The following is a 24,165-nucleotide window of genomic DNA, read 5'->3' on the forward strand; positions in this document are numbered from 1 at the left end:
ATCGTTCTCAACCTTGATTGCAACGAGAGAAACGAATAAGGTTTCAAAGAGTGGGGTATACCAAAAATCTTAAATCTGATCGCCCCGCAGACCATCACTAACCGCGATAACGGAGAACACAGCGTTAACAGCATGGCATGTTCAAAAGTACGTCGTAATGAAGGAGGGAATGAATGTTAACCCGAGATTTTCTGCGTAACGCAGATTGTAAGACAGCATTCGGCAGCATCGACGAATCGATGTTATTAACCTCCGAACAACGCGCCGCCTCACTCGATTGCACGCTGGCGAGACGCCCTGACAACAGTCCTGTGTGGATTTTTGGTTATGGCTCGCTGATGTGGAACCCGGTCTTCGACTCGGAAGAGGCACGGCCTGCCACTTTGCACGGTTATCATCGTGCTTTCTGTTTACGCCTGACGGCAGGGCGCGGCACCCACGCGCAGCCGGGACGTATGCTGGCGCTGCGTGACGGCGGCCAGACGACCGGCCTGGCATTTCGTCTGCCGGAAGATAAGCTGCACGAGGAGCTGGAGTTGCTGTGGAAGCGTGAAATGCTCACCGGCTGTTACCGCCCGACCTGGTGCGAACTGGCGCTCGATGATGGGCGCATCGTCACTGCATTGGTGTTTATTATGGATCCCTCGCACCCTCAGTACGAAGCGGATACGGATTATCAGATCATTGCGCCGCTGATCGCCCGGGCGAGTGGCCCGTTGGGCACCAATGCGCAATACCTGTTTGCCCTTGAGAAAGAGCTTGAGAGTTACGGTATGCGCGATGACTGCATGAGTGAACTGGTGAAGCAGGTGCGTATGCTGCTGGCGGTTTCTCCCGGCTTCGATGTGCCCGGCCTGAGCTGACGCTGTTGTTTACGTTTTGCAGGCTGCGTGATGTCCCTACGCAGTCTGTTTTCCTTCCGCATTATTTATTCCCCAGATTTCAGTGAATTACCCGCCTGACGAATAATAAAATTCCTAACCCACAATAAATAACCTTTTTAACATCCTGTTTACCCTGAGGTTATTACACCGAAGTCGGTTGCAATTAGAGTCCCGATAAGCATAATTCAAATCGTTTTGATAATTATTACTATTACCATTTGAACTTTTCAGGGAACTCTCATGCATACTGAAAGTGAAATTTTTCACTCTTCTGTTTCACCGTGTACGCCTGTTTTTAAACGCAAAATGTTACCCGCCGTTATTTCTGCTGCGCTGGGAATGCTGACGCTGCCTGCCTTCGCGGTTCCCGCGACCGCGCCGGCGAAAGAGGGCGACACCATCACCATCAGCGCAGCACCGCAAACTTTCTCACCGGGCGGCAACGACACTGTTCCAGCTTACCTCGACGGGCAGATCGCCAACGGCGGGCGTCTGGGGATCCTCGGCGAGCAGGACGCCATGAATGTGCCGTTTAACGTGGTGAGCTTTACCGACAAGCTGATACAGGATCAGCAGAGCCGTACGCTGGGTGATGTGCTGAATAACGATGCTGCGGTGCAAACCGGCTACGGTTATGGCAATTATTCAGAAACGTTTGTCATCCGTGGTTTTGAACTCTCCGGCGATGATATTTCGTACGGCGGCTTGTACGGCGTACTGCCACGCCAGATCTTGCCCATGGAATTTGCCGATCGCGTGGAACTGCTCAAAGGCTCCAGCGCCTTCCTCAACGGCGTACCTCCTGGCGGTACCGGTGTGGGCGGGAACGTCAACATTGAACCAAAACGCGCCACGGATACCGCAATTAACCGCGTATCGGTCGATTACACGTCGTCTTCCCAGGTGGGCGGCGCAGTGGATGTTGGCCGCCGTTTTGGTGATAACAACCAGTGGGGCGTGCGGGTTAACGCCGTTCATCGCGAAGGGGAAAGCGCGATCGATGATGAAAAACGGCGTCTGACGCTTGGCTCTCTCGGGCTGGACTACCGCGGCGACCGCTTTCGTTCCTCACTGGATTTCGGCATGAGCAAAACGAGTGTCCACGGCGGGCGTCCGGTGGTGTATCTCGGCAAAGCCACTAAAATCCCTGACGTGCCTTCTGCCACCGGCAATTACGGCCAGCAATATGCCTCGACCGATATGGAAAACGAATTCGGCATGCTGAAAGGCGAGTATGACGTGGCCGATAACTGGACTGTCTACGCGGCAGCAGGCGCCAACCATACGCACGAATTTGGTAAATACAGTTCGCCGACGCTGCAGGACAACGACGGCAACGCCACCATGAGCCGCATGACGGTACCCTATTTCGCCGACAGCTTATCTTCACAGGCTGGCGTTCGCGGTAAGTTCGACACCGGATTCGTCAACCACAGCGTGAACCTCGGTGTCTCGACGCTGTATCGCAAATACAAAACTGCCTACACCATGACGGCGGCATCGATCAGGACCAACATTTACGACCCCGTTGATTACAGTGAACCGCTGACCAACTTGTACAAAGGCGGCGACATGAGCGATCCGCTGGTGCGTAACCGCACCCGGACCTACGGCGTTTCGCTGTCTGACACGATGTCCGTACTCGACGATCGTCTGCAGTTCATTGCCGGTTTACGCCGCCAGAACGTGGTGGTGAAAAACTACAATTACGACGGATCGGAAAATACGTCATTTGACGAAATGAAAGTGACACCAGCCTTAGGTCTGGTGGTCAAGCCGTGGGAACACTACTCCTTCTACGCCAACCACATCGAAGCCTTACAGGCGGGCGAAACCGCAGGCACCACCTATAACGGCAGCATCGTCTCCAACGGCGGGCAGGTGAGCGGCATCGAAACGTCGAAACAAAACGAAGTGGGTGTTAAAGCCGATTTTGGTCGCGTGGCGGGTTCACTGGCGCTGTACGAAATCAAAAAACCGATTGGTATGTACCGCGCAACCGGCGAGGGTTACACCTACGGCAACTACGGTGAAGTACGAAACCGTGGGGTCGAGCTGAACGTCTTTGGTGAGCCGGTGCTGGGTGTGCGCGTCAACAGCAGCGTGACCTGGATGAACCCGGAAATGACCAAAACGCAGGGCGGCACCTATGATGGAAACGATGCCGTCGGTGTGCCGCGTTATCAGTGGGTGGTGGGCGGCGAGTGGGATATTCCCGGCGGCAGCGGCGTGACCGCGACCGGTAAAGTGATCCGTTCTGGTTCGCAGTATGCGGACGAAGCCAACAAACTGAAAGTGGATGGCTGGACGCGTCTTGATCTCGGCGTGCGCTATGCCATGCCTGTCGGGCAGAGCACGCTGACCTGGCGCGCAAATCTGGAAAACGTCACCAACGAGAAGTATTGGGCCTCCGCCACCGGCGGTTATCTGACGCAGGGCGATCCGCGCGAATTCAAGCTCTCCGCAACCTACGACTTCTGATTTTGAGCCACTCCCTTTCCCACACGGCGAAAGGGAGTATTTCTCCCACTTTTGTACAGTAACAATTCCCTGCCAGCCCGCATTCCGTCGCTTTAATAACCAATCAGATAACGTTATGCAAAATTCGCATAACGATAGTATTTATCAGACTTTCTGGGGAGTTGAAGAAACTTTACACTCCGTGTATTGGTTATTAAATAAGAGCAATTTCGCTACTTTGGAGAGTCTGTCTTGATGAAAGCTTTATTACCGTCCGTCCTGTTTACGGCTATTGCGGCTACTTTCTCTGTTCAGGCAGCCACACCGCCGGACACACTGGTGATCGCTCAGTCCATTGATGATACCTCCAGCTTCGACCCGGCTCAGGGTTTTGAGCTGACGACGGTGCAGGCTTTCAATAACATTTATCAGCGTCTGGTGCAGTCTGACCCGACCAATCCGATTGATTTAAAACCGACGCTGGCGACCTCCTGGGAAGCGGCAAAAGATAACCGCAGCCTGACGTTCACGCTGTCACCGAAAGCGACCTTTGCCAGTGGCAACCCGTTGACCGCCGATGACGTCATTTTCTCTCTGTCCCGCGTGGTGAAACTGAATCTTGAGCCGTCATTTATCCTGACGCAGCTGGGCTGGAACGACAAAAACGTCGATACCTTCCTGACCAAAATCGACGATCAGCACGTAAAAATCAGCTGGACCGCCGACGTCAGCCCGTCTTTCGTGCTGAGCCTGTTGTCTGCGCCGGTGTCTTCCATCGTGGACAGCAAACTGGTGAAAACCAATGCCGCAGGGGATGATCTGGGCCACCAGTGGCTGAGCAACCATTCCGCCGGTTCCGGTCCGTACCAGATCCGCAATTATATCCCGCATGAAGTGGTGATTCTGGCGGCTAACCCGACGTCGCCAGAAGGCGCGCCGAAGCTGAAAACCATCCTGATCAAAAACGTGCCTGATCCTGCGGCCCGCCGTCTGTTGATTGAGCAGGGCGATGCCGATATGGCGCGTAACCTCGGTTCAGACCAGATGGCCGCGCTCGAAGGGAAGAAAGGGGTGAAACCGCTGGCTATCCCTTACGCCTCGTTGTATTTCATGCAGTTCAACGCCAAAGCCTCCCCGGCGCTGGGCAACCCGGCCTTCTGGGAAGCGGCGCGTTATCTGTTCGACTACAACCACATCGCCCACGACCTGATGAAAAATCAGTTCCAGGTGCATCAGTCATTCCTGCCTGAAGGTTACCTCGGCGCCGTAAACGACACGCCATACACTTATGATCCGGCGAAGGCCAAAGCGATTCTGGCGAAGGCCGGTCTGACTAACGTCAGCTTCACGCTTTCCACCTCTAATCAGCCACCGTATCTCGACATTGCCCAGGCGTTGCAGGCCAGCTTTGCGCAGGGTGGCGTGACCGTGAAACTGGATCCGGGTCTGAGTCAGCAGATTTCCACCAAAGTGAAGTCACATGATTACGACGCGTACATGTCTTCATGGGGCCCGGATTACTTTGACCCGAACACCAACGCCTCGGCGTTTGCCTTCAACCCGGAAGACGGCAGCAAAACGCTGGCATGGCGCGCTAACTGGTCAATTCCAGCGCTGAACAAACTGACGCTGGCCGCCATCGCGGAACCGGATCAGGCCAAACGCGTGGCGGATTACCGTCAGCTGCAACTGGAAGTGCAGAAGAACTCACCGTTCGTCATCGGCCTGCAAGCCAAAAGCCTGATTGCTGTGCGTGACAACATCAAAGGGTACGTGCAGGGCATCAACCCTGACATGGTCTTCTACAGCAAGGTCACCAAGTAATGACAGACAGTTCAACACCCGCCGGATTCGTCCGGCAGGGTTGGCGCTGGTCAGGCCGTCTGCTGACCGGCGTGATTTCGCTGGCGCTGACGTTGCTCGGCCTGCTGGCGTTCACCTTTACGCTTTCCCATCTCGCGCCGATTGACCCGACGCTGCAGGTTGCAGGCGATCACGCCAGCGAAGCCACCTATGCACAGGTGCGTCGCGATTTAGGGCTTGATCAGTCAGTGCCGGTGCAGTTCGCCCGATATCTCGATCATCTGGCGCATGGCGATATGGGGATTTCCCGCATCACCGCGCAGCCGGTTGCCAACGATCTGATGCGCACCTTCCCGGCAACGGTGGAACTGGCGACCTGCGCCATTCTGCTCGGCGGGAGTTTCGGCATTCTGCTGGCGTTACTGGCGGTGTGGAAGCCGGGAAGCTGGCTGGATAACGTGGCGCGACTGGTGTCGCTGCTCGGCTATTCTGTACCGATTTTCTGGCTGAGCCTGCTCGGCCTGTTGCTGTTTTACGCCGTGCTGCACTGGGCTGGCGGGCCGGGGCGCCTTGACGATGTGTATATGTACACCATGACGCCGCGTACCGGTTTTGTGCTGATCGATACCTGGCTTTCCGGCGACCGCGACATGTTCTACAACGCCATCAGCCATTTATGGTTGCCGGTGACGGTGCTGGCGATGCTGTCGATGGCCGGGATTACCCGTCTGCTGCGTGCCTCGATGCTCGGTGAAATGAACAAAGAGTATGTGATTCTGGCGCGGTCGAAAGGCGCGGGCAGGGTGCGCGTGCTGCTGTGCCATGTGTTTCCCAACGTGCTGGGGACGCTGATTACCGTGCTGACGCTTTCCTACGCCAGCCTGCTGGAAGGCGCGGTTCTGACCGAAACGGTGTTTGCCTGGCCGGGCGTCGGACGTTATCTGACCACAGCACTGTTCGCCGCCGATACCCCGGCAATTCTTGGCGCTACGCTGCTGATCGGCACCTGTTTCGTGCTGCTTAATGCGCTGGCTGACGCCCTTACTTATCTGCTCGATCCGCGAACCCGGTAGTGGCTGCTTATGACACAAATGATCCCCGAACAACCGACGCAGGTTGAGGCTGAGGCCGACACGCCCGTCTGGAAACCTGCGCGGCGCATTACCACACTTTCCATCGGCACGGTGCTGGTGGTGATTCTGGTGCTGACCGCGCTGCTGGCCCCCTGGCTTGCACCCTTTGACCCGAATATTCAGCACATCGAACTGCGCCTGCTGCCGCCTTCGCACGCCCACTGGCTGGGCACTGACGGCTTTGGCCGCGACCTGCTTTCGCGCGTGGTGTACGGCGCGCGTCCGACACTGCTGCTGGTTTCGCTGATCCTGTTGCTGACCATTCCGGTCGGTTTGCTGATCGGCATCAGTGCCGGTTACATCGGTGGCTGGTTTGAGCGCATTGTGATGCGCCTGACCGATATCGTGATGTCACTGCCGAGTCTGGTGATGGCGCTGGCGCTGGTCGCCATCCTCGGCCCCGGCCTGATGAACGGTGCGCTGGCGCTGGCATTTACCAGCTGGCCGCCGTTTGCGCGTCAGGCGCGGGCGGAAACGCTGGCGCTGCGCCGCAGTGATTATCTGGCAGCCGCGCGCATGCAGGGCATTGGCGGTTTTCGGCTGATGTTCGGCCATATTCTGCCGTTGTGTCTGCCAAGCGCGGTAGTGCGTGCGGCACTCAGTCTGGGCGGCATCATTCTGGCGTCTGCCGGTCTGGGTTTCCTCGGCATGGGGATTCAGCCGCCGACCGCCGAATGGGGCTCGATGGTGGCTGAGGGCAGTAAAGTGATTTTCGATCAGTGGTGGGTCGCCGCTGCACCAGGCGGGGCAATTCTGTTTGCCAGCCTGGCTTTCAACCTGCTGGGCGATGGCCTGCGTGACAAAATGGATCCACGACATGGCAACTGATGCGCTCTCTCTTCATCAAAAACACAATCATGCCAAAACGCTGCAAAACGACCGGCTGATTGCCAGGGATATGACCATCTGGCTGCCGGGTGAACGCCCGGTAGAGCTGGTGAAATCGCTCTCCCTGAACGTCGGGCAGGAGCGTGTGGCGCTGGTCGGGGAATCCGGTTCCGGTAAATCCCTCACCGCCCGCGCGCTGATGGGCCTGCTGCCACACCCTTGTCAGATGCGCGCAACGCAGCTGACGCTGGGCGATAACGATCTGACCACGCTGAAAGAGCGCGAGTGGAGCCGTTTGCGCGGTAACCGCGTCTCGATGGTGATGCAGGATCCCAAACATGCGCTGAACCCGACGCAAAAAATCGGCAAGCAGGTGGAAGAACCGCTGCGCCTGCATACCCGTCTCGGGCGCAAAGAGCGCCAGGAAAAAGTGACGGAAATGCTCAGCGCCGTCGGCCTGCCGAATCCGGCATTTCTGCAACAGCAATATCCGCATCAGCTTTCCGGCGGCATGGGGCAGCGTGTGATGCTGGCGATTGCGCTGATCAACGATCCGCAATGGCTGATCGCTGATGAACCGACGTCGGCGCTGGATTTTGACATGCGTGAACAGGTGCTGGGGCTTATCGAGCGTTTAGTCGAGCAACGCAACATGGGGCTGATTCTCATCAGCCATGATTTACAACAGGTGGCGCACTACTGTGAGCGCGTGCTGGTGATGTACAAAGGCGAACTGCTGGACGAACTTGCGGCGGACCAGCTGGCGCATGCCACGCATCCCTACACGCAGACGCTCTGGTCGTGTCGTCCGAGTAAGTTTACTCACGGTGAACGTCTGCCGGTATTGGATCGCGAGCTTCTGGCGTCGCTGAAAAAGGAGCCTCGCCATGAGTGAAGCTATCGCTGAACTGCAACAGTTAAGCGTTTCCCACCGTATGGGGCATGAAGTGCGCACCGTGGTGCATAACGTGAATCTGACCATCAACAAGGGCGAATGCTTCGGTCTGGTGGGGCCGTCCGGTTGCGGTAAATCGTCGCTGCTGTGGGTGCTGGCGGGTCTGAACGGCCAGTGGGACGGCAGCCTGACGCTGCTCGGGCAGCAGGTCAAACCCGGCAAACCGTTCACCGGCAGCCTGCGCCGCGACGTGCAGATGGTCTTTCAGGATCCGTATGCCTCGCTGCATCCGAAACATAAACTGCTGCGCACGCTGGCAGAGCCACTGAAAATCATCAAAGAGCAGGACATTGAGCAAAAAATTGCCGAAGGTTTCCGGCAGGTCGGGCTGGATCCGGCGCTGATGAAGCGTTATCCGCATCAGCTCTCTGGCGGACAGCGTCAGCGCGTCGCGATTGTGCGCGCTTTATTGCTCAAACCGAAACTGCTGCTGCTTGATGAACCGACCTCCGCCCTGGATATGTCGGTGCAGGCAGAAATCCTCAACCTGCTCAACGATTTAAAATCCGCAGGGGATCTGACCATGTTGCTGGTCAGCCATGATGCTGACGTGATTGATCATATGTGTGATCGTGCGGTGCATATGGCCAAGGGATATGTTTTGAGCTAAATCTAATTTATTAAATAACAAAGCTTTTATTGATGGTTCTTGCGCTGAGGTTGCCCGTCTACACTCGAAAAAAATGTCTTTTCATCTGTGGAGATCGACCTTAATGAAAGTACGAGTGCCTTCCCTGTTATTTTTACTCATGATGGCGGTAACCCGTGTGGATGCGGCGACGCCAGCCGATACGCTGGTGGTGGCGGGGTCGCTGGAAGGGATCATCAGTCTGGATCCGGCGGAAAGTTTTGAAACCGTCAGCTCCGGCAATCTGGTTAACCTGTATCAGCAACTGGTGGTGTCTGACCGCCAGCATCCGGACCAGCTCGATCCCGATATCGCCGCCAGCTGGCAGGCGGGGGCGGACGGGCGTAGCCTGATTTTTACCCTCAAGCCGGGACTGAAATTTTCCAGCGGCAATCCGGTCACCGCCGATGATGTGATCTATTCGTTTACCCGCGTCGTCAAACTCAATAAAAGCCCGTCGTTTATTCTCGGAGAGCTGGGATGGACGCCGGAAAATGTTGACGGCAATCTGAAAAAGCTGGCTGACGATAAAGTGCAGCTGACCTGGTCTGCGGATATCGGCAGCGGTCTGGTGCTGAGTATTCTCTCTGCACCGGTGGCGGGGATCGTCGACAGCAAATTGCTGAAAGAACACACCGATAAAGACGATTTCGGTAACAGCTGGCTGCGCTCCCGTTCGGCGGGCAGCGGCGCCTATGTAGTGCGTAACTATGTGCCGCACGAAGCGCTGATCTTTAAACGTAATCCGAACGCGAAACCGCTGGCAAGGCTTGAGAACGTACTGTTTAAAAACGTGGGCGATCCGTCCACCCGTCGTCTGCTGGTGGTCAATGGCGACGCCGATGTGGCCTATGATTTAGGTGCGGATCAGTTCAGCTCGCTGCAAAACGAGAAGGGCGTGCACGTGGCGCAGTTCCCGGCGGCGAAGGTGTTCTATCTGGCGTTTAATGTCGGTGACACCACCCAACCGGCGCTGGCGAATCCGGCACTGTGGGAAGCGGCCCGCTGGCTGGTGGATTATCAGGGGATTTCAACCGAACTGCTGAAAGGGCAATACGGCATTCATCAGACCTTCCTGCCGGACGGTCTGGCGGGGGCGATTGACGATCAGCCGTTTAAATATGACGTGGCAAAAGCCAAAGCGATTCTCAGCAAAGGCGGAATTGCGCCGGGGACTAAAATCGATTTGATCGTCATTAACCAGCCACCGTATTCCGATATTGCTCAGGCGTTGCAGGCCAGTTTTGCCAAAGCCGATATCAATCTTGTGGTGCATCCGCTGGTGGAAAGCGATGTGCTGACCCGCATGCGGGCGCATAAATTCCAGTCAATCTTCACCTACTGGGGCGCGGATTATCTCGATCCGAACACCAACGCCAGTACCTTCGCTTATAACGTGCCCAACGGGCCAAAAACCCTGGCGCAGCGCATTCAGTGGGTGATCCCGGAAATCAGTAAACAAACGCGTGCGGCAGCGGCAGAGTCCGACCCGACCAAACGCAAAGCGCTCTATGCAGATTTACAGCGCGAGTTGCAACGCAGTTCACCGTTTGTTGTGGCGCTACAGAGTAAATTGCTGGTGGCAATCCGCGATAACGTGAAGGGCGCAAGCCAGAATGTGGCGGGTAGCCAGTTGTATCTCGATTCGATTACGAAAGAGTAATTTTGACAGTAATACAGGTATCACCGACGTTGCACTTTTTATCAACGCTGCACATCAGCAGGGAATTTGTTGATTAAATGTCGATAAAGTGTGCAAGAAGTAAAGCTGTGATCTTGCAGCTTGTAGTCAAAGCACTGACAAATCAGGTGTTTGTGAATTCACAGTGAGTTGGCATAGAAGCTGCATTATTTATTCCACAGGGTTCACCCCACGGAAGGCTGATCAAAGTTATCAAAAAGGCGTCCGTTAGCGTTCAGGAAAACTGAGCGCTAACTGGACGCTTTTTTTTGCCCCGCGGGCAACTGCCTGAACTTACGCTAGAATCACAGCATCAGGTCAGAAAGAAGGTGCGGATGCAGACATTCACAGGGTGGCAAAAAGGCGGGGCGCTCTGCCTGGCGTTGGGCGGATTGCAGTATGTCGTGGCGGAGAAAATCAGTGCGTTGGCGTGGCGCGCACCTGACTATTCTTATCGTCAGAATTACATCAGTGATTTAGGGATCGCATCGTGCGGTATGACGGCGGACGGACGCGACATTTGCTCCCCGCTTCATGGCCTGATGAACAGCGGATTTGCGCTGGAAGGCGTTTTATTTTTCATCGCCTGCTGGCTGTTAAGGGCAGTGTTTCATGAAAAGGGGCAGGCGCTGTTTCTGTTTTTCGGGCTGCTGCACGGCCTGGGCGGCGTGCTCATCGCACTCTTTCACAGCGGCGGTGGCACTGGCGGCGTGACACTGCATCAGACGGGCGCCGTGCTGGCGATCGCTGGCGGAAATGTTTGCCTGCTGAGCGCAGGGTGGATGAAGCGTGGTATTTCAGGGTGGGAGATATTTTCGGCGCTGAGTCTGCTGTCCGGCTGCATTGGCCTCATCAGCATGATGACGATTTCGCTGGACGTACTGCCAACAGGCCTGATTGAACGCCTGTCGGTTTACACCATCACCGCATGGCAGGTGTGCACCGGTTTGTGGTTGCTCAGACGAAAAAAAGCGCCCGCAGGCGCTTAATTCAGAACGGTATTTGCAGATTAACGGCCAAACAAATCGCGGCGTTTCGGCTTCACAAACTGAGCCAGCAGCACCAGCACACCGATAATCATAAATACGCTGAACACCACGACCAGCCACTGTGGCATGCCGAGTGTCAGGAATTCCCACTGCTTTTCTGCACAGTCACCGGTGGCAACGAACATGCCAGGGAACCATTTGTCCAGAGGCAGCCAGGTCGGGAAGCGCGCGGCGAAATCACAGGTGGCAAACGGAGAGGGGTGCAGCTGGATCATGGTGTGTTCCCATGACAGGCGGATCCCTTCGTAAGCACTGTATAACCAAATCAGAATACCGGCGTAACGCAACCAGGTAGCAGGCGCGATGGCACCCACCAGACCGGCACCGAGAATACCCAGCAAAGCACAACGCTCGTAAATACACATGACGCATGGTTGAAGCAACATGACGTGTTGGAAATAGAGCGCAACCAGCTCAAGGATCAGCGCGGTCAGTGCCATCAGAAGCCAGGCACCGCGTCCCTGTGAGCAGCGGTTAAGATATTGCAACATAGAAATTTTTTCCCTGCAGTTAGCTACTGAGACGCAGTGTAAACCAATTGCTTCCCGCTGCCAGCCTGTCTGCATGAAAATTAGGTAAATAATTGCGTGAATTCGGAGAATTCGACTTTTAATTTCGGTAATTTCCTCCACGGCATACGCATCAGAAATTACCGGGTCTTGCGCCTGCGCCATCAGGCCAGCGAAATCCATCCCATCTGCGTGTACCACTCCGTCATTCCCGGCAGCAGGTACTGCACGCACAGCAGGCCGACCAGCGTCATCACCACCGTATAAGGCAGCGCCATCCACACCATTCTTCCGTAAGAGAGGCGGATCAACGGCGCAAGCGCAGACGTCAGCAGGAACAGAAATGCCGCCTGTCCGTTAGGCGTCGCCACCGACGGCAGATTGGTGCCGGTGTTGATCGCCACCGCCAGCAGCTCGAACTGTTGCAGGCTGACAGCGCCGCTTTCCAGCGCGGCTTTGGCTTCGTTAATGTAAACCGTGCCGACGAACACGTTATCTGACACCGACGACAGCAGGCCATTAAAGAGATAGAACAATGACAGCTGGTTCGACGGGGCAGCCTGAAGAACGAAATGAATGATCGGGCTGAAGAGGTGCTGCTCGATGATCACGGCGACCACGGCAAAGAAGACCGTCAGCAAGGCGGTAAACGGCAGCGATTCCTGGAAGGCTTTGCCGATGGCATGTTCATCGGTCACGCCGCAGAACGCGGTGGCAAAGATGATCACCGAAAGCCCGATCAGGCCGACTTCGGCAAGATGAAATGCCAGCGCGGCAATCAGCCAGACGCCGATCAGCGCCTGCACGGCCAGCCTGATTTGCTCCTGTTTCGTCATGTTTTCGCTGTTTTTCTGGTCGAACTTTTTCAGGACTTCAAAGACTGGCTGCGGCAGCTGCGCACCATAACCAAACCAGCGGAAACGCTCGACCAGCGCGCAGACAATAAACCCGCAGATAAACACCGGTACGCTGACCGGCGACATCCTGATCAGGAAGTCGGCAAACTGCCAGCCTGCGCTTTTGGCGATGATCAGGTTTTGCGGTTCCCCCACCATGGTCATCACGCCGCCGAGCGCCGTGCCGACACCGGCATGTATCATCAGGCTGCGCAGAAAGGCGCGGAACTGCTCAAGGATTGCCTGGCGCTGCGTGTTCCCGGTAAAGGCGCTGTCGTCGCTGATCCCGGCGTCTTCAGGCTGGTTCGAGGCAACGTTGTGATAAATGGAATAGAACCCGACCGACACGCTGATCACCACGGCGATCACCGTCAGCGCATCCAGGAAGGCGGAAAGAAACGCTGCAGCAAAACAAAACGCCAGGGAAAGCGCGATTTTATTGCGCAGGTTTAACAGCAGCTTGGTGAAGACGTACAGCAGCAGTTGCTTCATGAAGTAGATACCGGCCACCATGAAAATCAGCAGCAGGATCACTTCCAGATTGGCAGAGATCTCCTCACGGATGCGCTCTGCGCTGGTCATGCCGATCATCACCGCTTCAATAGCCAGCAAACCGCCGGGCTGTAACGGGTAACATTTCAGCGCCATGCCCAGCGTGAAAATAAATTCCACCACCAGTAACCAGCCCGCCAGAAAGGGGCTGACCAGGAAGAAAACCAGCGGATTAACAATCAGAAAGACCAAAATAGTGATTTTGTACCAACCGGGAGACTGACCCAGAAAGTTTTTTATAAACGCGCGCGTGAAGGTGGTTTCCATATTTCCCCAAAGGCTCCTGTTATTATCATTTATATTTCAAATGGTTAATCAAATAGCATCATAATTAATTTAGCAATGACGGGGCAGACAGCGGCAATAAGTGATTCAAAAATTTAAATTTATGCCAACCCCTGCACAGTTTCCACATTGCCTGTCACTGCGGCCTATAACCGGGGATTTTCATCTGGTATGATGAGCTCAACTTTACCCCCAATAAATGCCCCAAACGGAACGACAAACACATGGTTATTAAGGCACAAAGTCCTGCCGGTTTTGCCGAAGAGTATATCATCGAAAGCATCTGGAACAGTCGGTTCCCGCCCGGTTCAATCTTACCGGCTGAAAGAGAACTTTCAGAACTCATTGGGGTAACCCGAACGACCTTACGTGAAGTGTTACAGCGTCTTTCCCGCGACGGCTGGCTGACCATTCAGCACGGTAAGCCGACGAAAGTGAACAACTTCTGGGAAACCTCCGGCCTGAATATTCTTGAAACGCTGGCGCGTCTGGATCACGACAGTGTTCCGCAGCTGATCGACAATCTTCTTTCCGTGCGTACCAATATCGCGACAATTTTCATCCGCAAAGCGATGCGCACTAACCCGGAAGAGACGCAGAAAGTGCTGGCTACCGCCGAGGTGGTTGAAGACCAGGCCGAAGCCTTTACCGTGCTGGATTACGACATTTTCCGCGGCCTGGCGTTTGCGTCTGGCAATCCGATTTACGGTCTGATCATCAACGGATTGCGCGGTTTGTACACGCGCGTCGGGCGTTATTACTTCTCCAATCCTGAAGCCCGTAAACTGGCTATCGCGTTCTACAAGAAATTGTCAGACATCTGCCACGAAAAAAGTTACGAGCAGATTGTGGATTGCGTGCGCAATTATGGCCGTCAGAGCGGTGAAATCTGGCACAGTATGCAAGGCACCATGCCGGGTGATCTTACCGATCAAAAGAAGTAAAAAATTCAGTCCGTCAGGTCTGAACAGTAAAATGAGAAAAGGGCGCTTAGCGCCCTTTTTTAATGCCTGAACAGACTCTTTTCATCGCAGACGTTCGCCCGTCAGAGCGGTGCAGGGCGCGGCGGGCAACGCTCCAAAAGTTCGACGCTGCCATCGGCGTTCAGTTGCTCGATAAACACATCGAAGCCCCAGAGACGATGAACGTGCTTCATCACTTCGCGGCGGCTTTTATCCAGCGGCGCGCGATCCTGCGGGATATAACGCAGCGTCAGCGAACGGTCCCCGCGCAAATCGACGTTCCACACCTGAATGTTAGGTTCATGATTGCTCAGATTATATTGCGCTGATAACTCCTGACGGATAGCGCGGTAGCCTTCTTCATTGTGGATCGCCGCGATTTCCAGATAGTTATTGTGATCGTCATCGAGCACGGTAAACAGGCGGAAATCACGCATCACTTTCGGCGACAGGAACTGACTGATGAAACTCTCATCTTTAAAATCACGCATCGCGAAATGCAGCGTGGTCAGCCAGTCCGATCCGGCAATGTCCGGGAACCAGTAATGATCTTCTTCGGTCGGTTCCTGACAGATGCGCTTGATGTCCTGGAACATCGCAAAGCCCAGCGCATAAGGGTTGATCCCGCTGTAATACGGGCTGTTATAAGGCGGCTGGTATACCACGTTGGTGTGGCTGTGCAGGAATTCCAGGATGAAACGGTCAGAGACTTTCCCCTCGTCATACAGATGATTGAGGATGGTGTAATGCCAGAAAGTCGCCCAGCCTTCATTCATCACCTGAGTCTGTTTCTGCGGATAGAAATACTGACTGATTTTGCGCACGATGCGTAAAATTTCGCGCTGCCACGGCTCCAGCAACGGGGCATTTTTTTCCATGAAATACAGCAGGTTTTCCTGCGGTTCGGAAGGGAAACGGCGCGCCTGTTCCGGTGCATCGATGGCGTCTTTGCGCGGAAGGGTTTTCCACAGCGTATTCACCTGGCTTTGCAGATATTCCTCGCGGCTTTTTTGTCGCGCCAGCTCTTCCTGCAGCGAGATTTTTTGCGGACGTTTATAGCGGTCAACGCCATAATTCATCAGCGCGTGGCAGGAATCGAGCAACCGTTCCACTTCATCAGTACCGTAACGCTCCTCACACTCACTGATGTAGCGTTTGGCGAACAGCAGATAATCGACAATGGAACTGGCGTCGGTCCAGCTTTTAAACAGGTAGTTATTTTTAAAGAAAGAGTTATGCCCGTAGCAGGCATGAGCCATCACCAGCGCCTGCATCGTAATGGTATTTTCTTCCATCAGATAGGCGATACAGGGATTGGAATTGATGACGATCTCATACGCCAGACCTTGCTGGCCGTGTTTGTAGAGTTGCTCGGTTTCGATGAATTTTTTGCCGAACGACCAGTGTGTATAGTTGATGGGCATGCCGATGCTGGAGTAGGCATCCATCATCTGTTCGGAGGTGATGATTTCGATTTGATGGGGATAGGTGTCCAGCCGGTAAGACTTCGCTACCCGATCTATCTCAGCGAGATAGGTTTGCAACAAATCAAACGTCCAGTCCGGTCCATCGCTAAGACGTTTGTCCTCAGTATTTTTCTTTTGGGTCACTGTCGTCATAAGCCGCACCCTCATTCAGTTATGGACGCTACAGAGTGTTTGATTCACAACCTTTTCTTAAGATTTCGCACGTCCATTAATAATCGTAGCTCAATCTGATTTTGCTGCCTGATAAACACCAGAAATCCATTCCTCTGCCATTCTATATCCCCCGGTCTGCGCGCTGTCAACGTGCGGGTTGCCGGATAAAAAACGCCCTGCGGGCAGGGCGGGGGTGGCGTTCAGGGGCGGCGAGGGGGGTTAACTGCGGATAAACGCCAGCAGATCCTGATTGATTTCCTCTTTGTGCGTGCTGCACAGGCCATGCGATGCGCCCGCATAGACTTTACTTTTGCCGTCCGGCAGAAGTTTCAGCGCGGCTTCGCTGGAGGACACCGGCGGCACGATTTGATCGTCGTCGCCGTAAATGACCAGCGTCGGGATGGTCATCTTTTTCAGATCTTCGCGCTGGTCGGTTTCCGAAAACGCTTTCACACAGTCATACAGAGATTTGATGGACCCCTGCATTCCCTGAAGCCAGAAACTTTCGCGCAGCCCTTCGGACACCTCGGCACCAGGACGGTTGAAACCATAAAATGCGTCGGGCAGATCGCGGAAGAATTGAGAGCGGTCTTTCTGCACACCGTCGCGGATGCCGTCAAAAACGGAAAGGGGTAAACCGTCAGGGTTAAAATCCGTTTTGATCATGATCGGCGGCACCGCTGCAATCAGCACCACTTTTGCCACGCGCGAGGTGCCGTGACGGCCAATGTAGCGGGCGACCTCACCGCCGCCGGTAGAGTGCCCGACGTGCACCGCGTCTTTCAGATCGAGGTACGCGGTTAACTCGGCCATATCATCGCCGTATTGATCCATAGTGTTGCCGTCCCACGACTGCGAGGAGCGGCCATGCCCGCGGCGGTCGGCTGCAATCACGCGATATCCATTGTTGGCCAGAAACAGCATCTGATCTTCGAAGGCGTCTGAAGTCAGGGGCCAACCGTGGCTGAACACCACCGGCTGCCCGCTTCCCCAGTCTTTGTAAAACAACTGCGTACCATCTTTAAGTGTCAGAAAGTTTGAATTATTCACACATCGTCCCCTCAGGCTGGATGAAAAGTTGCTCAACATGAACCGATCGAAGTGTAGGAGATTTTTCCGCCTGTGGCCGGAAAAGTGATCTGCAGCAAATTTTAGCGGGGTGATAAACGCCACAGGCGTCTGCCCTGCAATCTGCGCAATAAATGAGGGAATATCACTGCGCGACTTCTTTGTAGTGGTTTGTTCTGACAAATGGCTTGTATACAAGAATAAATGTCCGTTATGAAAGCCGGGCTGATGGCCTTAAAACTCAGTGACAGCAATGCTGTCATTGCTTTCATAAAACCATAAGTTTCTCTCTGCGCAGCATAAATGTTGCGTGATATCGTTATTTATTTCCGCCTATTGATAAATTTGCTGGTATGAACGATAAATAATTGTGAAACAACTCACGGTTATGAATGCCTGTGTTGGCGATTTTTAACAGTCAGGTTAATTTCCTGTCATCAGAATATTATGCTTTGTTTGGGCGTTGAGTGGAGTCGATATGCGTGTAGTGATTTTAGGCAGTGGTGTGGTCGGTGTCGCCAGTGCATGGTATCTGGCAAAAGCGGGTCATCAGGTGACGGTTATCGATCGTCAGTCCGGCCCGGCAGAAGAAACCAGCGCGGGCAATGCGGGGCAGATCTCACCGGGCTACGCGGCACCCTGGGCGGCTCCCGGCGTTCCGGTCAAGGCGGTGAAATGGATGTTTCAGAAACACGCGCCGCTGGCGATCCGCCTCGACGGTACGCAGTTCCAGCTCAAATGGATGTGGCAGATGCTGCGCAACTGCGACATGAACCATTATCAGACCAATAAAGGCCGCATGGTCCGGCTGGCAGAGTACAGCCGCGATTGCATGAAAGCGCTGCGCGAAGATACCGGCATTCAGTATGAAGGGCGTCAGGGCGGCACATTACAACTGTTTCGTACCGCGCAGCAGTTTGAAAGCGCCGCGAAAGATATCGCCGTGCTGGAAGATGCGGGCGTGCCGTATCAGCTGCTGGAGTCCGCGCAGCTGGCGAGCGCAGAACCCGCGCTGGCACAGGTAGCGCACAAGCTGACCGGCGGGTTACGTTTGCCAAACGATGAAACCGGCGACTGCCAGATGTTTACCCGCAGGCTGGCGGAGATGGCGCGTCAGGCAGGTGTGGTGTTTGAATTTAACCGCACGGTGGATAAGCTGCATGTGGAAAACGGCGAAATTACCGGCGTGCAATGCGGCAATGACATCGTTAAAGCAGATGCTTATGTTGTGGCGTTCGGTTCCTATTCCACCGCGCTGCTGGCCGATCTGGTGTCGATTCCGGTGTATCCGCTGAAAGGCTATTCGCTGACGATCCCGATTACCGATCCTGCTTCTGCGCCAGTTTCCACCGTGCTGGATGAAACCTACAAAATTGCTATTACCCGTTTTGACGACCGTATCCGCGTGGGCGGCATGGCGGAGATCGTCGGCTTCAACCTGAAGCTGGCGCAGGCGCGCCGCGAAACACTGGAAATGGTGGTGAAAGATTTATACCCAAACGGGGGCAATGTCGAACAGGCCACTTTCTGGACCGGTCTGAGGCCGATGACGCCGGACGGCACGCCGATTGTCGGACGCACCCGCATCAAAAATCTGTTCCTCAATACCGGTCACGGTACGCTGGGCTGGACCATGGCCTGCGGCTCCGGCCAGTTGCTGTCAGACATTATGTCCGGCGTGACGCCGGCTATCCCCTCTGATGATTTATCCGTTGAGCGCTACAGCCCGGACTTCATTGCCCGCCCGGCGGGCCCGCATAAAATGCATCCGGTGGGCTGAACCCGATGCGCATTTCCGCCGGTGCAGCCGCTGTGCTGCACCGGCGTTACTTTGATCACTACCGGAGCTGGTATGCCTCGCCCGATTTCTGCCACTATCTCTCTCTCTGCGCTCACACATAACGTCAATGTCATCCGGGGTTTCGCGCCGGACAGTAAAATCTGGGCCGTGGTGAAAGCCAACGGCTACGGTCACGGCATCGAACGTATCTGGAAAAGTTTATCCGGCGCGGACGGCTTCGCCTTACTCGATTTTAAAGAAGCGATTTTACTGCGTGAATCAGGCTGGGAAGGCCCGGTTCTGCTGCTCGAAGGTTTTTTCAGCGCCGCAGATATCGCCACCCTCGATCAGTATCGCCTGACCACGTCAATTCACAGTGAATGGCAGATTGCCGCGCTGGCGCAGGCGCAAGTCAGTCACCCGGTGAACATCTATCTGAAGGTGAACAGCGGCATGAACCGGCTGGGGTTTGCCCCTGAGCGTATTCCTGCGATGTGGGAAAAGCTGCGGGAACTCGGCCAGGTGGGGGAAATCACGCTGATGAGCCACTTCGCCACCGCCGACAGCGCCGAAGGCGTGGACGCGCAAATGCAGGTCATCGCCCGGGCTGGCGCAGGGATCGGCGGGCCGCGTTGTCTGGCGAACTCTGCCGCGACGCTGTGGCATCCGCAGACCCATTACGACTGGGTGAGGCCGGGCATTGTGCTGTATGGCGCATCGCCGAGCGGGCAGTGGCAGGACATCGCCGGTACCGGTCTGCGCCCTGTTATGACGCTGCGCAGCGAGCTTATCGGCATTCAGACGCTGAACAGTGGCGACCGCGTGGGCTATGGCGCACGGTATACGGCGGCGCAGGCTCAGCGTATCGGCGTGGTCGCCTGCGGTTATGCCGACGGCTACCCGCGTCATGCGCCTTCCGGTACGCCGGTCTGGGTGGACGGCGTGCGCACGAGCACGGTCGGGACGGTATCAATGGATATGCTGGCGGTGGATTTAACGCCATGCCCGCAGGCGCAGATTGGCGCACCGGTCGAACTGTGGGGGAATCATCTTCCGGTGGATGAGGTGGCAACGGCGGCCGGTACGCTGGGTTATGAGCTGCTGACCGCGCTGGCCCCCCGCGTACCGGTGACGACTGTCGAATAAACAGCCGTATTAACGTTCCAGACGGGTCAGATTGCCCGTTGATTTTTTGCTGGCGCGACGCGCCAGCATCGCCAGACATCCTCCCGCCAGCATGACCAGCGCCACGCTCAGCTTCGGCTGCAACGGCAGTGCCATCGCAATAAACCCAAGTATCGCGCCACCGGCCATCTGTACTGAACCTACCAGCGCTGAAGCGACACCTGCCTCGCTGGAGTAAGGTTCGAGCGCGTAGCTGGTCGCCGGGCCCATCAGGAATGCCAGTCCGGCACAGGCGCTGGCAACCGGCAACATGTATAACCAGGTGGCGGTTTGCTCTGCCGGCGGAACCAGCGTGATCCCCGCAATCAGCCCTAAACAACCGGCGAACATCAGTATGCCCCCCGTTTTCAGACACACCGGACGTCCCACCTTGCGGATAATGCGGTTAGCCACAAAGCTCACCGCCATAATCCAGAAGCCGTTTGCGCCAAAGACGATGGAGAACTCCAGCGGAGAAAGCCCGGCAACGTTCATCAGTACCGTCGGCGCCAGCGAGACGTAGGTCAGCGCCATGCCCATGGCTCCGGCATTGACCAGTGCAAAAGTGATGAAACGCGGATCCGATAAAATGCGTGCGTACTGGCGGAACGGCAGACCGCGGTTGGTGAGCGTATCCGCAGGGCGGGTTTCCGGCAGTTTGAAAATGACCAGCAGCAGGATGGCGATCGTATAGCCACTGAGCGCCCAGAAGGGCGCACGCCAGCCGTAAAACTGGGCAATCAGGCCACCTATCAGCGGGGCGAGTGCCGGGATAATATTCAGCGTGCCGTTGAGAAAACCGTAAGCGCGGGCGGCATCGTTGCCGCTCATGCGATCACGCACGCCGCTGAAAATTACCACCGAGGTGCAGCAGACTGCCAGGCCCTGAACCACGCGCGAGAGCAGGAACATCCACGGTGCCACGGACGTGGCGGCGATAATTGCCCCCGCCAGATAGACCAGCACGCCGATAATCGCGATCGGGCGACGACCGAATTTATCCACCAGCGGCCCGGCAACCAGTTGCCCCAGCCCCATGACCAGAATGAATAAGGAAATGGAGGACTGAATCACTGCCTCTGAGCTGTCTAAACCCACGGCAATTGCCGGAATGGCGGGCAGGTATAAATCAATACCGAGCGGGCCAAGCAATACCATGCTCAGCAACAGGAAAAGGAATTTTTGCATTGAAAACATCACTGTCAGTCATCCGAAAGGACGATAAGGGTAATGATTTAGTTAATGAATGAAAAGCAACTTGTGACAATCAGGGCGGTACGGGAGAAGAGCGGGGCGGGAAAAAGCACGGACACGCAGAGCCTGTCCGTGCTGACGCGAGATTTGCCGCGTGATTATTTCTTCCAGAAATCGTCGAACACGGTGACCGGCGGCTGGCGTTTGTGCTCAGTGCGCAGATACCAGCCTTCGATGATTTTCGCCGAAGAGTCGTCGATCTTTTTTCCTTCCAGATAATCGTCGATCAGTTCGTAAGTCACGCCGAGCGCCACTTCATCCGGCAAGGCAGGGCGGTCTTCTTCTAAATCCGCCGTTGGCGCTTTGGTATAAAGGTGCGCCGGGCAGCCCATTTCCCGGAGCAACGCTTTCCCCTGACGCTTGTTCAGACGGAAAATCGGGTTGATGTCGGTGCCGCCATCGCCGTATTTGGTGAAGAAACCGGTCACGGCTTCTGCCGCGTGATCGGTGCCGACTACCACGCCTTTCTTCATGCCCGCAATGCTGTACTGCGCTTTCATGCGTTCGCGGGCTTTTTCGTTACCCTTGATGAAATCGCTGAGTTCGATACCGATTTCGCGCAACGTCGCTTCACTGGCTAACACGGCGTTCTTGATATTGACGGTCAGGACCTGATCCGGCTGGATAAAGGTGATGGCATCCTGACAGTCGGATTCATCGGCCTGCACGCCATAAGGCAAGCGCACGGCAATGAACTGATAGCTGTCGTCGGCAGTTTCCGCACGTAATTCGCTAATTGCCGTTTGGCAAAGTTTGCCGGTGAGAGTAGAATCCTGCCCGCCGCTGATGCCCAGTACCAGTGATTTAATAAACGGATGGGCCAGCAGATAATTTTTGAGAAAATCGACGCTGACACGCACTTCCTGCGCGGCATCGATTTGCGGTTTAACGTGCAGAGCCTGAATAATCTCTTGTTGTAAAGCCATTGACCACTCCTCCTGAAGGCTGCCTTCGAGGAACCCGAGGCAAAAAATAAGACGTTATCAGGATAAACCTACCCCGCATCGCTCAAAAGGACAAGATTCAGCAGATCGTTCGGCGCAAATCTGTACGCTGCCGGACGCCGCTTCTGCGCCTCAGGATGCGGTCATGACGTTCACGCCCTGAAACGAAAAATCAAGGCGGGAAAGTGTAATGATTGCGTTTTTTTATGGCAGGAAGTTATGCAAAAAATATAAGTGGTTAGGAACTGTCTAAAAAGGTCGCTTTATTAAGATCTCGCGGGCTGAGTACGTTATATTTGTTGCGGTAAAAATAGTTGTATGTATGTGCCATCGAAACGGAGTTGCCAGGCTTGATTAACGGATCCTAATTAATGGCATAAATCGTGTAGTTCAATATCGTTATTTGCCTTAAGTCTTATTGGGGAAGCAAAATGTTTTTTCGGGTTGTACGTCGTTTACCAGCGTGTGCCGTAGTCTGCGGTGCAGCGCTGTTCAGTATCTCAAGCCTTGCAGACACTACTATTTTCACTGCGTTAGATGATCCCGCTCAGGCGAAGAAGCCGTTCGTAGGGAATGTTCAGGCGGGTTACAGTGCACAAACCGGTAACACCAGCAACTCCACGCTGAATGCCGATACCACCATGACCTGGTTTGATACCAACACCGCTTACAGCTTGTGGGGTTCTGCACGTAACACCTCCTCTTCCGGTGTCCGTTCATCCGAGAAATATCAGGCCGGTGCGCGTACCCGTTACAATATGGACAACGCTAACTACCTGTTTGGTCAGGCAAGCTGGCTGAGTGACCGCTACAACGGTTATCGCGCGCGCGATGTGGCCACCGTCGGTTACGGTCGTCAGATCTGGAGCGGTCCGGTCCACACGCTGAATCTGGAAGCAGGTCCGGGTGTGCGTCATGATGAATTCCAGGCAGGCGGCAATTCCACCCGTGCGCTGGCTTACGGCTCAGGCACTTACGGTTATCAGATCAGCGATACCGCGAAGTTCACTCAGGGCGTTTCAGTATTAGCGAACGATGAAACCACGCTGAACTCCGAAACCGCGCTGACCGTTGCCATCAACAGCCACTTCTCTTTGAAAGTAGCTTACGACGTGACGTACAACACCAAACCACCCGCCAGTGCGCCGGATAAAACCGACACCGTCACTTCTGTGAACCTGGTGTACGGCATGTAATTTTCCCGCCGGGAAGAAGAATTTAAAAAGCCAGAGGAGCAATCTTCTGGTTTTTTTTTGCTTGTGACGGGCGATAAACCTCTGTTCATTCCTTTCCACACTGCTCGACGTTTTCCTCCTTTAATAATAAATTACGTAAAAGTTCGGTAAAAAAACAAACTCTCCTCAAAATCTGCCGATAACTACCTCATCATATTGTCTTGCAGATTAACGGGAGCACAGCCTGAAAAATTCAAATTTGGCATTTGAGGAAGCATGCAGAATGGTAGGCGAGTGCTGCCTGATGTTTGCATCGAATGGGGAGGAAATCAGCCGGGCACGGGTGGCGTTATGGCTTGCCCGCGCCAGAGAAGAAGCCCCGCAGATGAACGGTGAGCAGGAGGATCCGCTGCTACTGGCGATTAACTTCCTGAAAGGGGGATGAGCGAAATGACACTGTCATGAACAACAAAAAAGCCGGCATCTGTGCCGGCTTTTGACATTGACGGGTTCGG

General features: G+C 55.0%; 20 protein-coding genes. 14 read left to right on the plus strand and 6 right to left on the minus strand.

Annotation, left to right across the window (positions count from 1 at the left end; all coding sequences use genetic code 11):
- Positions 1-173: 173 nt before the first annotated feature.
- The 9 genes from ACO0U8_RS20120 (at position 174) to ACO0U8_RS20160 (ending at position 11,361) form a co-directional block, all read left to right on the plus strand.
- Positions 174-863 carry a gamma-glutamylcyclotransferase gene (locus ACO0U8_RS20120; RefSeq protein WP_056770253.1) on the plus strand — a complete coding sequence of 230 codons (690 nt, stop codon included), beginning with the start codon at positions 174-176 and terminating at the stop codon, positions 861-863.
- A 327-nt stretch (positions 864-1,190) separates the two neighbouring features.
- The gene (locus ACO0U8_RS20125) at positions 1,191-3,365 is read left to right on the plus strand and encodes a TonB-dependent receptor (protein WP_421671552.1); all 2,175 of its coding nucleotides are present in this window, start codon (positions 1,191-1,193) and stop codon (positions 3,363-3,365) included.
- Positions 3,366-3,599: 234 nt separating this feature from the next.
- Complete coding sequence (locus ACO0U8_RS20130) at positions 3,600-5,168, plus strand: ABC transporter substrate-binding protein (protein WP_122095193.1); 1,569 nt, start codon at positions 3,600-3,602, stop codon at positions 5,166-5,168.
- A complete protein-coding gene (locus tag ACO0U8_RS20135; RefSeq protein ID WP_421671490.1) occupies positions 5,168-6,220 on the plus strand; it encodes an ABC transporter permease in 1,053 nt (350 codons plus the stop codon). Before ACO0U8_RS20130 ends, ACO0U8_RS20135 begins: the two co-directional genes overlap by 1 nt.
- Before the next feature lie 9 nt (positions 6,221-6,229).
- Positions 6,230-7,108 (plus strand): ABC transporter permease, encoded by an 879-nt coding sequence (locus ACO0U8_RS20140; protein ID WP_082465677.1) that lies wholly within the window; start codon positions 6,230-6,232, stop codon positions 7,106-7,108.
- The gene (locus ACO0U8_RS20145) at positions 7,098-8,003 is read left to right on the plus strand and encodes an ABC transporter ATP-binding protein (protein WP_371414284.1); all 906 of its coding nucleotides are present in this window, start codon (positions 7,098-7,100) and stop codon (positions 8,001-8,003) included. Before ACO0U8_RS20140 ends, ACO0U8_RS20145 begins: the two co-directional genes overlap by 11 nt.
- Positions 7,996-8,673, plus strand: coding sequence for an ABC transporter ATP-binding protein (locus ACO0U8_RS20150; RefSeq protein WP_056770263.1), 678 nt, complete (start codon positions 7,996-7,998; stop codon positions 8,671-8,673). The genes ACO0U8_RS20145 and ACO0U8_RS20150 overlap by 8 nt, the downstream gene beginning before the upstream one ends.
- Positions 8,674-8,776: 103 nt before the next feature.
- Positions 8,777-10,354: an ABC transporter substrate-binding protein gene (locus ACO0U8_RS20155; RefSeq protein ID WP_421671491.1), complete on the plus strand. Its 1,578-nt coding sequence runs from the start codon at positions 8,777-8,779 to the stop codon at positions 10,352-10,354.
- Positions 10,355-10,707: 353 nt separating this feature from the next.
- Positions 10,708-11,361, plus strand: coding sequence for a DUF998 domain-containing protein (locus ACO0U8_RS20160; RefSeq protein ID WP_414070989.1), 654 nt, complete (start codon positions 10,708-10,710; stop codon positions 11,359-11,361).
- 20 nt (positions 11,362-11,381) lie between these two features.
- On the opposite strand, the gene dsbB is transcribed toward ACO0U8_RS20160, so the two are convergent.
- Both dsbB and nhaB read right to left on the minus strand, forming a co-directional pair.
- A complete protein-coding gene (gene dsbB, locus ACO0U8_RS20165; protein ID WP_136376655.1) occupies positions 11,382-11,912 on the minus strand; it encodes a disulfide bond formation protein DsbB in 531 nt (176 codons plus the stop codon).
- A 182-nt stretch (positions 11,913-12,094) separates the two neighbouring features.
- The gene (nhaB, locus tag ACO0U8_RS20170) at positions 12,095-13,645 is read right to left on the minus strand and encodes a Na(+)/H(+) antiporter NhaB (protein WP_421671492.1); all 1,551 of its coding nucleotides are present in this window, start codon (positions 13,643-13,645) and stop codon (positions 12,095-12,097) included.
- Between the two features lie 242 nt (positions 13,646-13,887).
- Here nhaB and fadR point away from each other — a divergent pair, with 242 nt between their 5' ends.
- A complete protein-coding gene (fadR, locus tag ACO0U8_RS20175; RefSeq protein WP_056770278.1) occupies positions 13,888-14,607 on the plus strand; it encodes a fatty acid metabolism transcriptional regulator FadR in 720 nt (239 codons plus the stop codon).
- 101 nt (positions 14,608-14,708) lie between these two features.
- On the opposite strand, the gene ACO0U8_RS20180 is transcribed toward fadR, so the two are convergent.
- Both ACO0U8_RS20180 and ACO0U8_RS20185 read right to left on the minus strand, forming a co-directional pair.
- Complete coding sequence (locus tag ACO0U8_RS20180) at positions 14,709-16,244, minus strand: SpoVR family protein (RefSeq protein WP_421671493.1); 1,536 nt, start codon at positions 16,242-16,244, stop codon at positions 14,709-14,711.
- 240 nt (positions 16,245-16,484) lie between these two features.
- Entirely contained in the window at positions 16,485-17,315 is an 831-nt protein-coding gene (locus ACO0U8_RS20185) for an alpha/beta fold hydrolase (protein ID WP_421671494.1), read from the minus strand.
- A 496-nt stretch (positions 17,316-17,811) separates the two neighbouring features.
- Here ACO0U8_RS20185 and ACO0U8_RS20190 point away from each other — a divergent pair, with 496 nt between their 5' ends.
- Together ACO0U8_RS20190 and dadX are read left to right on the plus strand one after the other, a co-directional pair.
- Complete coding sequence (locus tag ACO0U8_RS20190) at positions 17,812-19,113, plus strand: D-amino acid dehydrogenase (RefSeq protein ID WP_122095203.1); 1,302 nt, start codon at positions 17,812-17,814, stop codon at positions 19,111-19,113.
- Between the two features lie 72 nt (positions 19,114-19,185).
- The gene (gene dadX, locus ACO0U8_RS20195; protein ID WP_421671495.1) at positions 19,186-20,259 is read left to right on the plus strand and encodes a catabolic alanine racemase DadX; all 1,074 of its coding nucleotides are present in this window, start codon (positions 19,186-19,188) and stop codon (positions 20,257-20,259) included.
- A 9-nt stretch (positions 20,260-20,268) separates the two neighbouring features.
- Here dadX and ACO0U8_RS20200 read toward each other — a convergent pair whose 3' ends face one another.
- Entirely contained in the window at positions 20,269-21,465 is a 1,197-nt protein-coding gene (locus ACO0U8_RS20200; RefSeq protein WP_122095622.1) for a multidrug effflux MFS transporter, read from the minus strand.
- 164 nt (positions 21,466-21,629) lie between these two features.
- Positions 21,630-22,457, minus strand: a complete 828-nt coding sequence (nadE, locus tag ACO0U8_RS20205; protein ID WP_122095207.1) for an ammonia-dependent NAD(+) synthetase — start codon at positions 22,455-22,457, stop codon at positions 21,630-21,632.
- Positions 22,458-22,906: 449 nt separating this feature from the next.
- Here nadE and ACO0U8_RS20210 point away from each other — a divergent pair, with 449 nt between their 5' ends.
- Both ACO0U8_RS20210 and ACO0U8_RS20215 read left to right on the plus strand, forming a co-directional pair.
- A complete protein-coding gene (locus ACO0U8_RS20210; protein WP_056770295.1) occupies positions 22,907-23,671 on the plus strand; it encodes a DUF481 domain-containing protein in 765 nt (254 codons plus the stop codon).
- Positions 23,672-23,933: 262 nt separating this feature from the next.
- Positions 23,934-24,095: a hypothetical protein gene (locus ACO0U8_RS20215; RefSeq protein ID WP_122095209.1), complete on the plus strand. Its 162-nt coding sequence runs from the start codon at positions 23,934-23,936 to the stop codon at positions 24,093-24,095.
- Positions 24,096-24,165 lie beyond the last annotated feature (70 nt).

The sequence above is a fragment of the Rahnella sp. EDr1-12 genome (genome assembly GCF_049206505.1).
In the GTDB taxonomy this organism is placed as follows: Bacteria; Pseudomonadota; Gammaproteobacteria; order Enterobacterales; family Enterobacteriaceae; genus Rahnella; species Rahnella rivi.